The following is a 12,434-nucleotide window of genomic DNA, read 5'->3' as shown; positions in this document are numbered from 1 at the left end:
AAGCCGGCCGCACCCGCATCCGCGGGCGGGCCGTACGCGACTCACGTACGGCCCGCCCCATTCGTCTGCCGCGCACGGCGGGAACCGAAGGACGCCGGCTCAGTCCGTGGCCACCGGTGCCATGGAGATGTTCCAGAAATCGGCGTAGCGGCCACCGCGGCGCAGCAGCTCGTCGTGGCCGCCCTGCTCCGCGATCCGGCCGTCTTCCAGGAAGACGACGCGATCGGCGCGCTGGACGGTCCGCATCCGGTGCGCCACCATCACCACGGTCCGGCCCGCCATCAGGCGCTCGATGCCCTCGTGGACGGCCGCCTCGTTCACCGGGTCCAGCGCGGAGGTCACCTCGTCCAGCAGCACGACGGGCGCGTTCTTCAGGAGGGCCCGCGCGATCGAGACACGCTGGCGCTCACCGCCCGACAGCAGGGCGCCGCCCTCACCGACCTTCGCCTCCCAGCCGTCGGGCAGCCGCTCGATCACCTCGTCCAGCCGCGCCGCGCTCGCCGCCGCCCGCACCTCGGCCTCGGTGGCGTCGGGCCGGCCCAGACGCACGTTCTCCTCGATCGTGCCGTCGAAGAGGTAGACGTTCTGGAAGACGATGGCGATCTGTTCCATCAGCACCTCCGTGTCGATGGAACGCACGTCCACCCCGCCCACGCGCACCACGCCCGCGTCGACGTCGTAGAACCGCGCGAGCAGCTGGAGCAGGGTGCTCTTGCCCGTGCCGGACGGTCCGACGACGGCCAGCCGCTGGCCCTGCGGTACGGACAGCGACATCCCGTCGATCACCGTCCGGTCGCCGTGCCGGAACACGACGGACTCGAACTCCAGGTCATGGCGCAACGGCCGGACCGGGTCGGTGGCTTCCGGCAGCGGCTCGGCGCGCAACACCGCGTCGAGTCCCGCCAGCACGGAGCGCGCCCCGCGGAGTTTGCCGCCGGTCTCGGACAGCGACAGCAGGGGATCCGCGCAGCGGGCCACCAGTACCAGGATCGTCAGCACCTCTGCCACGCCGATGTCACCGCCGAGCGCCAGGTAGGCGCCGAGGACCAGCAGTCCGGTGAACATGGCCTGCACGGTGAGCGTCAGGCCCAGGGTGCCGGGCAGCGACGACAGCGTGGACCGGCGGGACGCCCGCTGCACTCCCTGCAACGAGTCGTCCAGCAGCTCGAAGCGCTCGCTGGTCCGGCCGCCGGCCCGCAGCACCGGCTGGGCCTGGAGGAACTCGATGACCCGCCCCGTGGCCTCGTGGTCGCGCTCGGCGCGTTCCGCGTCGCTGGCGGCCATCGAGCGTCCCGTCCAGACCTGGATCGCCGCCACGACCGGCGCGGCGGCCAGTGCGGCCAGACCCATCTGCCAGTTCAGGGCGAAGATCACGGCGACGATCGTCAGGGGGGTCACACTGGCGGCGACGAACGGCGCCAGCAGATGCGCGATCACACCCATCGCCTGAAGGACACCGCGACTGGCCAGGACGGACAGTTCACCGAGCCGCCCGGTGCTGTACCAGCCGATGGGGAGCTTGGCGAGGTGATCGCCGAACCGGTGGTACAGGCCGCGCAGCATCCCGGCGGCGACGAGGAACCCGGACAGGTCGCTGAGATAGCGCAGCACCGCGTAGAGGGCGACCGAACCCGCGAACCCGATCAGCCAGGGCCAGGCGTCGTCGGGCGTGCTGCCGAACAACTCCCGCAGCACGGGCACGAGCAGGGCGTAGGACAGACCCTCGACGACGGCGGTCGTCGCCATCAGGGCCACGGTGCGACGCAACGGCCGGGCGTACTCGCGTCCCAGCACGCGCAACAGCAGGCGGATCATCGACGTTCGTCTCCTTGGAGTACGCCACCGTGGGTTTCGGCCTCGTCACCGACCGCGGATCGGTGGGTCTGCCAGAACTCTGCGAACCTGCCGCCCCGCGCGAGCAGTTCGGCGGGATTGCCGCGTTCGACGATCTGTCCGTCGTCCAGCATCACGACGGTGTCGGCGTCGGCGACCGTCTCCAGTCGATGGGCGATGACCAGCAGCGTCCGGTCGCCCTGAAGCGTCGCCAGGGCCTGGCGCAGCGCCTGCTCGGTCTGCGGGTCGGCGAAGGCGGTGGCCTCGTCGAGCACGAGGACCGGTGTGTCGGCGAGCAGCGCGCGTGCGATCGAGATCCGCTGCGCCTCGCCTCCCGACAGTCCGGCGTCCTCGCCGACCACCGACTCGTAGCCGCGGGGCAGTTCGAGGATCCGGTCGTGGATGTTCGCCAGCCTGGCGGCGCGGACCACGTCGTCGAGGTCGGCGTGCGGTACGGCGAGCGCGATGTTCTCCGCGATCGAGGCGCGCAGCAGGCGAACGTCCTGGAAGACGAAGGAGACGGTCCGGTACAGGTTGTGGCTGCCGATCTCCCGCAGATCGGCACCGCCCAGGACGACGGAACCGTGGGTCGGGTCGAAGAACCGCGGCAACAGCTGGACCAGGGTGGACTTACCGCTTCCCGACGGCCCGACGAGCGCGGTGACCGTGCCCGGTTCGAGGACCAGGTCGATCCCGCGCAGCACCTCGTGACCGTCCTCGTACCCGAACCGGACGTCACGCAGCTCGACCCGGTGACCCTGGGGTGCGACCGGGTGTGCGGGCTCCGCCAGCGGCTGCTCCTGGAGCACCTCCTTGATCCGGCCGACCGCGCGGCCGGCGGCCTGCAGGTCGTCGAAGCCGTGGCTGAGGGCCGCGATGGGGGCGGTGAGACCGAGTCCGAGCAGCAGGAAGGGCAGCAGGTCGGCCGGGGGCATGTCGCCGCCGGTGATCAGGGGCGTACCGCCGAGGAGTACGACGAGCAGGACGAACGGCGGCGACAGCACCGTCTGCATCGCGGCGCCGATCCTGGCGATACCACGCACCCACCGGTAGAAGACGGCCCCGAAGTCGTCGGCGGCGGCGAGGAATTCACGATGGGCACGTCCGGACGCGCCGAACGCCTTGACCACCGCGATGCCCTGCACGAACTCCACGACGGAACTCGAGATCCGGCCCATGCCCCCGTCGAACTCCTGCTGTTCGCGCTTGCGGGCCTCGGTCTCCATCAGCGGGACCAGTGCGACGGCGGCCACCACGGGTGCCAGGGTGATCAGCGTGAGCCGCCAGTCGATGGTGAACAGGTAGACCAGTGACACGAGGGGCACCACGAAGGCCGCGGTGAGCTCGGCGGGGGCGTGGGCGATGAACGGGTGCACCGCGCTGACGTCCTCACCGACCACCTTGGCCAGCTCACCGGTCCGGCGTCGTGAGAACCAGCCGATCGGCACGCGTCCGAGCCGCTCGGCCAGCCGCCTGCGGAAGGTCAGTTGCACCTGACCGTCGAGGATGTGGCCGATCGCTGCGGACGCGGCGGTGAACAGCAGCCGGACGAGGAGACCCGCGGCCCCCGCGATCACGACGTTCCAGACGTGATCGTGATCGGTCGGGCCGGGCGCGAGCAGGCTCCGGCCCAGCTCGACGACCGCGAGCAGCGGGACCAGGCCCGCGACAGCGCCCAGGACCTGGAGGACCACGACGGCCGCGAAGCTCCTTGCGTAGGGGCGAAGGAGTCGTCCCGTGCTCTGGTCAGCTGCGGGGCCGACGTCCGGAGGTGGTGCGGACCGCTCCTTCGGCTCGGCAGAGTCGATCGCGCTCATCGGTCTCCCATCGGTTTTGAAACGCGTTCGAATATTGACTGTACCGCAGCCGGGGGCCCACGTGCCCGCGTGTTTCAAGATCGAGTGGCGAGGTGTGCATCCGTGGCGCCGGAGTGGTGCCACGCCTGCCCGAGGGGCGGCGCGAGGGTGGGGTGACAACCGGCCATACCGCAGCTATCGTGACCCACCGCGTGCACTTTCTGGACTTTACGCGTGCATCAGACGGGCAGAAAGACGGGGGAACCATGCTCAGTCAATCTTCGACCAGTGGTTTAGTCGTGGACTTCTTTCTGCCCGGGTCGACCCGCAGGGGACCGGCAGCCGGGGTGGTATTCGACCGCACCGCCGCCCGCCGTGAACGCGCAATGGCGACGCCATATCGGTGTTGAGCCCGCGGACGCCCCGTGGCTAATCTGACTCCGGCTCGAACAGGACTGTCGGCCTGAATTCATCCCGGACGGGTCGTGCGGGGTTTCCGGTGACCCGTGGCGCCCGTGAGCGGGGCCGGGGGCCCGGCGCCCGGCGCCTGGCCCCGACCGGCCCCGTGCACCGACTCTCCGCTCATTTCTGCGCTGTTGTCTCAACGGTGAGCTGCGGCGATGCGTCTCTTTTCGCATAGGCGAACCACGCGCTCCGGTCCGCTTATGAGGCACGTCTTTCCATGCTGGACAGGCCCCCGCCGGGGCAAGATCCTCGACGCGCTTGCCCGATTCGGAGGAGAGATATGAGATTCCGTGACCCCACGGTCGCGGCGGGAATGCCGCGCGGGTCCCCGCGATAGCGCAGTCGGCCCCGCGGCTTCCGGAGAATTTTACCAGGTAACGGGTTCACGAGGAACCCTGTGGATTTCTCCTGCGCGGCGGATACGGAACTGAAGTCCTGCGCATATCCCGGTGTACTCGGACTTGCCGGACGGAGACCGCGCGGGCCAGGGCTGGGCGAACGGACGGGACACGACTTCAGGAGGCGAACGGCCCATGGCCATGGAGAGACCCCTGCGCATACAGCTCCTGGGACCGGTGCGTGCGTGGAGGGACGGGTCGGAGGTGCCGCTGGGCCCGCCCAAGCAGCGGGCCGTGCTGGGCCTGCTCGCGAGCCGCGCCAACGACGTCGTCGCCGTCGAGACCATCGTGGACGCCGTATGGGGAGGCGGTGTGCCGCAGACGGCCGCCAACGGCGTGCACACCTACATAGGCGGGCTGCGCAGGGTGTTGGAGCCCGGGCGCGGCAGGCGGGCGGCCGGCGCGGTGCTCACCTCCGAATCCGGCGGGTACTGCCTGCGGCTGGACCCCGAGAGCGTGGACGTCACCCTCTTCACCCGCGGTCTTGCTGACGCGCGCCGGTCACGGGGGGAGGGCGACTGCGACGCGTCGCTGCAGCTGTACGAACAGGCACTGTCGCTCTGGCACGGCGAGGCGTACCTCGGAGTCCCCGGGCCGTTCGCCGGGATGGAGCGCGCCCGGCTGCGGGACCTGCGGCTCACGGCCGTGGAGGAGAGGGCCGCCGACATGCTGGTGGCCGGACGGCACGCCGAGATGGTCACCGAGCTGACGTGCGCGGTGGCTGAGGAACCGCTGCGGGAGAAGCTGCGCTGGCTGCTGATCCTGGCGCTGTACCGCAGCGGACGGCAGGCGCACGCCCTGCACATGTACGAGGAGACCCGGCAGTTGCTGAGCAGTGAGCTGGGCATAGAGCCCGGCGCCGATCTGCGCGACCTGTACCAGCAGATCCTGTCCGGCCACCCGGGGCTCGGGTCTCCCGCCGGGGAGAGCACCCCGGTGCTCCTCGCGGTCCCCCGCGAGACCCCCTTCCGCGGAGCTTTCAAACCGCTCCAACTACCGCCCCTGGTACGCGGGTTCATCGGGCGTTTCCAGGAACTGGCCCACCTGGCGCGGACATTGGTCGACGACAGCCTGCGGCACGGCGGGACGGCCTCGGTGACGGTCGTCGACGGGCCGGCCGGGGTCGGCAAGTCGGCGTTCGTCCTGGAGCTGGCGCACCGGCTCGCCGACCGTTTTCCCGACGGCCAGTTGTATGTGGACCTGCGTGGCACCGGACTCCAGGGCCCGCCGGTGGACGCCGCGGACGCGCTCGGGCAGCTCCTGGGAAGCCTGGGGGTCGAGAGTTCGCGGATACCCCCGGGTGTGGGCGCCCGCGCCGCCCTCTACCGGAGCGTGCTGCACGGCCGGCGGATGCTGGTGGTGCTCGACGACGCGTCCGGTGCCGATCAGCTCAGGCCCCTCATCCCCGGGGGCTCGTCCGGTGTCCTCGCGACCAGCCGGCAGCGCTTCCGGGGGCTCGCGGTGCGCGACGGTGCCCATCTGGTCACGCTCGGGCCGCTGTCCGGACAGGAGTCCGCGTACCTGCTCGCCGGTCTCAGCGGAGGGCGGCTCAGGGCGCGGGACGTGGCCACCGAGCGCCTGGTGACGTTGTGCGGGGGACTGCCGCTGGCGCTGCGCATCGTGGCCGACGGGCTGGCGGCCAACCCCGGCGTGCCGGTGGCCGCGCTCGTCGAGCAGTACGTGGCGGAACAGGGGCGGCTCGACCGGCTCACGGTGAAGGGCGACGCGGCGGCCAGCATGCGCAGTGTGTTCGAGGCGTCGTACCAGGCGCTGCCCGTGGACGCGGCGCGCATGTTCCGTCATCTGGGCCTGTGCAGCGGCCCGTTCACGGTTCCGATCGCCCAGGCGCTTTCGGGAACGGACCGGGACTCGGCCCGCAGACTGCTCTCGGTCCTGGTCGCCCATCACCTGCTGGAGGAGGAGCCGGGTGAGCAGTACCGCTTCCACAGCCTCATCGGCGTCTATGCCGCCGAGTGCGCGGAGCGGGAACCGCCGGCCCACCGCCAGGAGGCCCGCAACCGGCTGCTGCAAATGGGATCAGTCACCGCGTAGGTACCGGACCTGCCCTTCAGGAAGTGGAGATCATGGGACAGCTGGATGAGAAAGTCGCCCTGGTGACCGGTGGGTCGACCGGGATCGGACTGGCCACTGCCAGGCGGTTCGCCGCCGAGGGGGCCACCGTCTACCTCACCTGCCGGCGGCGGGAGGAGCTGGACGTGGCTGTGAAGGCCGTCGGGGAACGGGCTTACGGCGTTCACGGCGATGTGTCGAACCTGGCCGACCTCGACCGCCTGTTCGCCACGATCGAGCAGCGCAGCAGACGGCTGGACGTCGTCGTGGCCAACGCCGGATTCGGTGAACTGGCCCGGCTGGGGGAGATCACCGAAGAGCATTACGACAAGACGTTCGACACCAACGTCAAGGGGACACTCTTCACCGTTCAGAAGGCGCTGCCCCTGCTGCGGAAGGGCGCCTCGGTGATCGTGCTCTCCTCCACCAACGCCTCCAGGGGCGTCGCAGGCATGACCACGTACAGCGCCACCAAGGCCGTCGTCCGCAACTTCGCCCGGACCTGGGCCGCCGAGCTCGCACGCCGCGGCATCCGGGTCAACGCCCTCAGCCCCGGCCCGACCGAGACCCCCGGCATCCGCAGCCTCTCGGCGCCGGGCGGGCGGCAGGTGGCGGACGCCCTCGCCGCCATGGTGCCGTTCGGCCGGCTGGCCGAAGCGGAGGAGGTAGCCGCCGCTGCGGTCTTCCTGGCCTCGGACCAGAGCTCCTTCACCACCGGGGCGGAGCTCTTCGTCGACGGCGGCCTCAACCAGGTCTGAGGCCCCGCCGCGATGCCGGCGGGAGGGCAGGCGCCCGGGGAACGGGACGGCGCAGTTCGTCCCCCGGCCGCTGCCCGTGCCGGTGTGGACGGCGGCGGTGATTCATATAGACGGCCTACATAATTTACCCAGTCGAGCTGTCCGATAATGGCCATACACGCGCCGGACGACCACCGTGCGCGGGGACTTCACCAAGCGGCTCCGACTTTACTCTGCATTTACACTCGGCGTCTGCGCAATTTAGGATCACGCTTCAATAACTCGCACACCGGTGCTATTGTTTGGCGTGGATCGGGTGTTGTGGCCTCCGGGCCTCTCGAGGAACAAATGGGGGATCGAGTGGGAATCGATGTGCTGGTCTCCGACGACCTGTATCTGTCCCGTTTCGCGCTCACTGCGCTGCTTGAGCGACACGAGGAGATCCGTGTGATCGGGTCGGCGGACAGCCATCTGGAAGCGCTGGAGCTCGCCGAGTCGCACAAGCCGGACGTGGTGATCATCAGCCTGGAGGGCGGGGACGGCGACGCGATAGCCATCGCCGACAAGATAGCGGGGCTCCCGGGGTGCCGGAGCATGCTGCTCGCCACGACGTTCAGCCGGTCGATCGTCCGCAGGACCTTCGCGACCGGGATCGGCGGCCTGGCGGAACGGAGCATGCCACCTCACCAGTTCTTCGAGGTCATCCACCGGGTCCACCGCGGCGAGCGGGTCTTCGACGCGGAACTGACGATCGCCGCGCTGGGTAACGAGGACTGCCCGCTGACCCCGCGGGAGTTCTCCGTGCTGGAGCATGTCTCCCGGGGTGACACGGTGGGAGAGATCGCGGCGCAGTTGCACCTCTCCGGAGGGACCGTGCGCAACTACCTCTCCTCCATGGTGACCAAGCTCGGGGCCCGCAACCGCATCGACGCGTTGCGGATCGCGCGCGAAGCGCAATGGATCTGAAGGTCGCATTCCGCCCCGATGCCGCCCAATGAGGCAGGGCTTCCACGAAGAACGCGGAGGCAGGAGGACGGTATCAGCAACGAGGCCTTCCGCAGTTGCTGCCGCATTCTCTGGAAAAGCACCGAGCCAAGGTGTACCACCGGCATTCCGGTAATGCAATAACGAGTTCAATCACCTGCGGGGCCACCTGTGGAATGCGCTCCGCCAGCAATCCGTGGCTGATCCGAGCCGAATGCGACCCCGGTAACCGGGTGCGTGCTTTTCACTCGTGTCCCTCGGTTCCCGGCCGATGTCCCCGCCGTCTCCGTGCTTATGGAGGCGGCGGTCAGCGGACCGCGCTCATGAGCCACAGATGTCCGCTGCCCCCGGTGTGCGGAGCGAACAGGCCGGGGGGTCTGCGTCCGTTGCGAAGGGCGAGTTCACCGGGGTCGGTGAGACCGCAGGACCAGCCGTAGGGGGCGAGCCATCCGTCCGGGGCTTCGAGCGTGGAGCGCCAGACCGCACCCACCGCGCACCGGGCCTCGGTCATGGCGGAGAAGTTCACGGAACGCTGCAGGGCCCGGTCGAAGTGATCGGCCACCAGGTGGCTGCCCGCGGCGGACATCGCCGTGATCCCGGTCAGCACCCGGTCGTTCTCGGCGCGACTCAGATAGGGGAGCAACTCCTCGACGACCCACACCGTTGGCCGCCACGGATTGAAGCCCGCGGCCCGCAGCGCCCCCGGCCAGTCACCTCGCAGGTCGGCGACCACCTCCACCCGCGTGCAGCGGGGAGCCTGGCCCGCCATGGTCACCATGTCGTGCTTCAGACGCAGGACGTCGCTCCGGTCGAGTTCGTACACCACGGTGCCCCGCGACCAGTCGAGGCGGAAGGCCCGGGAGTCCAGCCCCGAACCCAGCATCACCACTTGGCGGCACCGCGCGGGCGCGGCACGCAGGGCGTCGTCGAAGAACCGGGTGCGCAGGGCGACGAAGTCCCGTACCGGTGCCGGGTCCCTCACGACATGCCCGTCCCACGGGCCCCTCGTGCGAGGAGACACGCCCATGACCTCGGTCAGCACCCGGGCGAGAGGGTCCTCGAAGAACCGGTCGGGGCGCCGGCTCTCCGCCTCCCGTTCGCCCGCCGTGCACAGTGCCGTCAGACCGACGCCCCGGGGGAGGCCCGGCACGGAAACCCTCCGGCCGCACTGCGAGTACGCCGTGTCCACAAGCATGCCCCTTCGCATGTCGTCGGCCGCCGCGGCGGGTGTCCGACGGGCACCGTGCCCCCGTCGGTGCCACGTGTTCCGCATTGTTCGGCAGTTCTGCCGGGGCACGCCATCCAGCGTGTCCCTTCTGTCGGAAAACGCGACTCGGAAGGCCCCTCCTGCCGGATGACGACGTCAACTAGCGTGCTGCAGATGGAATCTCATGGTCTGGATGAGCTGGATCTCCGCCTCGTGCACGCCCTGCAACTCGACGGGCGGGCTCCGCTGAAGTACATCGCCGAGGTCCTCGGCGTGTCCGACCAGACCGTGGCGCGGCGCTACCGCCGGCTGCGCGGGTCCGGGGCGATGCGCGTGCTGGGGCTGCCCGACGCCGCCCGCTTCGGCCACATCGAATGGCTGGTGCGGGTCCGGTGCACGCCGGACACCGCGAGCAGCGTCGCCGGCGCCCTGGCACGGCGTGACGACACGTCCTGGGTGAGTCTCACCGCCGGCGGCACCGAAATCGTCTGTCTCACCCGGGCCCCGCACCGTGCGGAGGGCGCGTCCCTGCTGCTGCAGAAACTCCCCCGCACCCCCCGGGTGGTCGACATCTCCGCGCACTACCTGCTGCACACCTTCTTCGGAGGCCCCACGGGCTGGCATGGAAAGACTCACGCCCTGACGGACAAGGAGGCCGAGCTGCTCCGGCCCCGGCTGCCCGAGCCACCGCCGCGAGGAGTGCGCGTGCAGATGCGTGACGGCGACAGCAGCCTGTTCGCCATGCTCGCCTCGGACGGCCGGGCCGGTTACGCCGAGCTGGCCGCCGCCACGGGATGGTCGGAGTCGACCGTCCGGCGCCGGCTGGAGCAACTGCGGGAGATGCGGGCACTCTTCTTCGACGTCGAGATCGACTCGGGACTTCTCGGGTACGAGACGGAGATCATGCTCTGGCTCACCGTGCCGCCGGCGGACCTGGTGAGCGTGGCCGAGGAGCTGTCCCGGCATCCCGAAGTGGGCTTCACGGCAGCCACGTCCGGCCAGTCGAACCTGGCCGCGATCGCCGTGTTCCGGGACATCGACGAGTTCTACGACTACCTGAGCACGCGGATCGGCGCACTGAGCAGCGTGAAGCATGTGGAGACCGCGCCGGTGCTGCAGTCGATCAAGCGGGCAGGCCGTCTCGTTCCGACGAGAAACCCCCTCTTTCCTCCACGGTAGCCGCCTGGGCGTCGATATCCGTCACCTGTCCCGCCCTGCGTAGGCCGCGACGCCCCCGGCCCGGAAGCTGGGCAGGTCGACGGGCCCCCGGGGCTCTCGTACTTGGGAAGGGGTTCGTATGCGTACGAGTAAGTGGTGGCCGTTGGCGGCGATCAGCCTGGGCACCTTCATGCTGCTGGTGGACGTGACGATCGTCACCGTGGCGCTCCCCGACATGGCGGCGGATTTCGACACCACACTCGCCGACCTCGAATGGGTCGTCGACATCTACGCCCTGGCACTGGCGGCGCTGCTGCTCGGGGTGGGTTCCTCCGCCGACCGGATCGGCCGCAAGAAGGTCTACCTCGGCGGACTGATCATCTTCACGGCAGCCTCACTGCTGTGCGCCATCGCCCCGAACACGGGCGTGCTGATCGCGGCCAGGGCAGTCCAGGGACTCGGCGCCGCGGGGATGTTCGGTACGACGATCGCTCTGCTGGGCATGCACTACGCCGGCCGGGAACGCGGAGTGGCGTTCGCGGTGTGGGGTGCCACCAACGCCATCGCGGCGGCGGCCGGTCCGGTGATCGGCGGACTGCTCACCGAGTACCTGGACTGGCGGTGGATCTTCTTCGTCAACCTGCCGGTCTGCCTGGCCGCCGTCGTGCTGACCAGGCGGGTCGTGCGCGAGGAGAAGTCCACGGGCGGGCAGCGCGCGGACGTCCTCGGCACGCTCAGCTTCACCGTGGCGAGCGGAGCCCTCACCTTCGCGCTGATCCACGCCCATTCGGACGGCTGGAGCTCCGCCCTCACGCTCGGCATGTTCGCGGTCGCCGTGGTGGCTCTCGCGCTCTTCGTCGTCGTCGAGCTGAGGCACGAGCACCCCATCCTCGATCTGTCCCTGTTCCGCCGGGCGTCGTTCACCGGCATCATGATCAGCGGGCTCATCCTTCAGGGCGCCGCGTTCGCCTACCTGCTGTTCGAGTCGCTGTGGATGCAGACCGTGCTCGGCTACGGGCCCGTCAAGGCGGGCCTCTACATCCTGCCCATGTGCGGTGCCGCCTTCGTCGTCTCGACGCTGGCCGGAAAGTTCGGTCCCCTGCCGCCCCGGACGGCCATGGGCGCGGGGCTCGCTCTCGTCGCCGTCGGTTCCGCGTTCCAGGCCATGCTCGACGCGGGGTCCTCGGCCAACACCCTCGTCGCCGGGCTGATCGTGTCGGGTATGGGCGTGGGCCTCGTGACGCCGAGCCTGGCGGCCGCGGCGCTGGCCTCGGTGCCGCCCGAGCGCGGAGGCATGGCGGGGGGTGCGCTCAACACGTTCCGGCAGCTGGGATTCGCGCTGGGCATCGCGGTGTTCGGGGTGATCTTCCAGTCGCGGATCGAGAGTGTTCTCAGGGACAGGAGCGACCTCGAGGGCCCGCACGACACGGCCGTCGCGCTGAGCGGCGGACAGGCACAGTCGGTCATCTCCGGTGCACCGGCGGGTGAGCGCGCCGGTGTGGAGCATCTGGTGCGCGAGGCGTTCACATCCGGTCTGAACGTCATGCTGTGGGTGGCGGCCGCGCTCGCGGCCGTGGCGGCGGTCCTCGCCTTCGCGACGGTCCGCCTCCCGGCGGGAGGTGCGCAGCAGCGGGCGCCGCAGGCCGGCGGGAAGGCGCCGGCGCAGGAGACCCGGGCCGACGCCAGGACGTAGCGGCGGCCCCCAGGACGCGCGGTCGCTGTCAGGTGCTGGGTTTCATCCCCCGTCGCTCAGCACCGGCGGCCGCGTCTCCCCGGTGCTGCGGGC

General features: G+C 70.2%; 8 protein-coding genes. 5 read left to right on the top strand and 3 right to left on the bottom strand.

The window, feature by feature from the left end:
* Window positions 1–99: 99 nt before the first annotated feature.
* Both AC0ZLC_RS00800 and AC0ZLC_RS00795 read right to left on the bottom strand, forming a co-directional pair.
* The gene (locus AC0ZLC_RS00800; RefSeq protein ID WP_476749867.1) at window positions 100–1,815 is read right to left on the bottom strand and encodes an ABC transporter ATP-binding protein; all 1,716 of its coding nucleotides are present in this window, start codon (window positions 1,813–1,815) and stop codon (window positions 100–102) included.
* Window positions 1,812–3,650, bottom strand: coding sequence for an ABC transporter ATP-binding protein (locus AC0ZLC_RS00795; RefSeq protein ID WP_476749866.1), 1,839 nt, complete (start codon window positions 3,648–3,650; stop codon window positions 1,812–1,814). Before AC0ZLC_RS00795 ends, AC0ZLC_RS00800 begins: the two co-directional genes overlap by 4 nt.
* A 977-nt stretch (window positions 3,651–4,627) precedes the next feature.
* Here AC0ZLC_RS00795 and AC0ZLC_RS00790 point away from each other — a divergent pair.
* The 3 genes from AC0ZLC_RS00790 (at window position 4,628) to AC0ZLC_RS00780 (ending at window position 8,265) form a co-directional block, all read left to right on the top strand.
* The gene (locus tag AC0ZLC_RS00790; protein ID WP_476749865.1) at window positions 4,628–6,544 is read left to right on the top strand and encodes an AfsR/SARP family transcriptional regulator; all 1,917 of its coding nucleotides are present in this window, start codon (window positions 4,628–4,630) and stop codon (window positions 6,542–6,544) included.
* Window positions 6,545–6,576: 32 nt separating this feature from the next.
* On the top strand, window positions 6,577–7,320 hold the full coding sequence (locus tag AC0ZLC_RS00785) for an SDR family NAD(P)-dependent oxidoreductase (RefSeq protein ID WP_476749864.1): 744 nt from the start codon (window positions 6,577–6,579) through the stop codon (window positions 7,318–7,320).
* Window positions 7,321–7,647: 327 nt separating this feature from the next.
* Complete coding sequence (locus AC0ZLC_RS00780; RefSeq protein ID WP_476749863.1) at window positions 7,648–8,265, top strand: response regulator transcription factor; 618 nt, start codon at window positions 7,648–7,650, stop codon at window positions 8,263–8,265.
* A gap of 325 nt (window positions 8,266–8,590) precedes the next feature.
* Here AC0ZLC_RS00780 and AC0ZLC_RS00775 read toward each other — a convergent pair whose 3' ends face one another.
* Window positions 8,591–9,433: an SAM-dependent methyltransferase gene (locus AC0ZLC_RS00775; RefSeq protein ID WP_476749862.1), complete on the bottom strand. Its 843-nt coding sequence runs from the start codon at window positions 9,431–9,433 to the stop codon at window positions 8,591–8,593.
* 231 nt (window positions 9,434–9,664) lie between these two features.
* On the opposite strand from AC0ZLC_RS00775, the gene AC0ZLC_RS00770 reads away from it, so the two are divergent.
* Both AC0ZLC_RS00770 and AC0ZLC_RS00765 read left to right on the top strand, forming a co-directional pair.
* Window positions 9,665–10,669 (top strand): Lrp/AsnC family transcriptional regulator, encoded by a 1,005-nt coding sequence (locus AC0ZLC_RS00770; RefSeq protein WP_476749861.1) that lies wholly within the window; start codon window positions 9,665–9,667, stop codon window positions 10,667–10,669.
* 118 nt (window positions 10,670–10,787) lie between these two features.
* Complete coding sequence (locus AC0ZLC_RS00765) at window positions 10,788–12,341, top strand: MFS transporter (RefSeq protein WP_476749860.1); 1,554 nt, start codon at window positions 10,788–10,790, stop codon at window positions 12,339–12,341.
* The last annotated feature ends 93 nt before the right edge of the window (window positions 12,342–12,434 follow it).

Source organism: Streptomyces sp. GLSS-08 (assembly GCF_056387915.1).
Note: the sequence above shows the minus strand (reverse complement) of the source record. Positions and strands in the feature narration are given on the sequence as shown.

What these genes read in the sequence shown, in the direction of transcription:
- AC0ZLC_RS00800 (WP_476749867.1), bottom strand. Translation starts at nt 1,815, where the DNA reads ATGATCCGCCTGCTGTTGCGCGTGCTGGGACGCGAGTACGCCCGGCCG.
- AC0ZLC_RS00795 (WP_476749866.1), bottom strand. Translation starts at nt 3,650, where the DNA reads ATGAGCGCGATCGACTCTGCCGAGCCGAAGGAGCGGTCCGCACCACCT.
- AC0ZLC_RS00790 (WP_476749865.1), top strand. Translation starts at nt 4,628, where the DNA reads ATGGCCATGGAGAGACCCCTGCGCATACAGCTCCTGGGACCGGTGCGT.
- AC0ZLC_RS00785 (WP_476749864.1), top strand. Translation starts at nt 6,577, where the DNA reads ATGGGACAGCTGGATGAGAAAGTCGCCCTGGTGACCGGTGGGTCGACC.
- AC0ZLC_RS00780 (WP_476749863.1), top strand. Translation starts at nt 7,648, where the DNA reads ATGGGGGATCGAGTGGGAATCGATGTGCTGGTCTCCGACGACCTGTAT.
- AC0ZLC_RS00770 (WP_476749861.1), top strand. Translation starts at nt 9,665, where the DNA reads ATGGAATCTCATGGTCTGGATGAGCTGGATCTCCGCCTCGTGCACGCC.
- AC0ZLC_RS00765 (WP_476749860.1), top strand. Translation starts at nt 10,788, where the DNA reads ATGCGTACGAGTAAGTGGTGGCCGTTGGCGGCGATCAGCCTGGGCACC.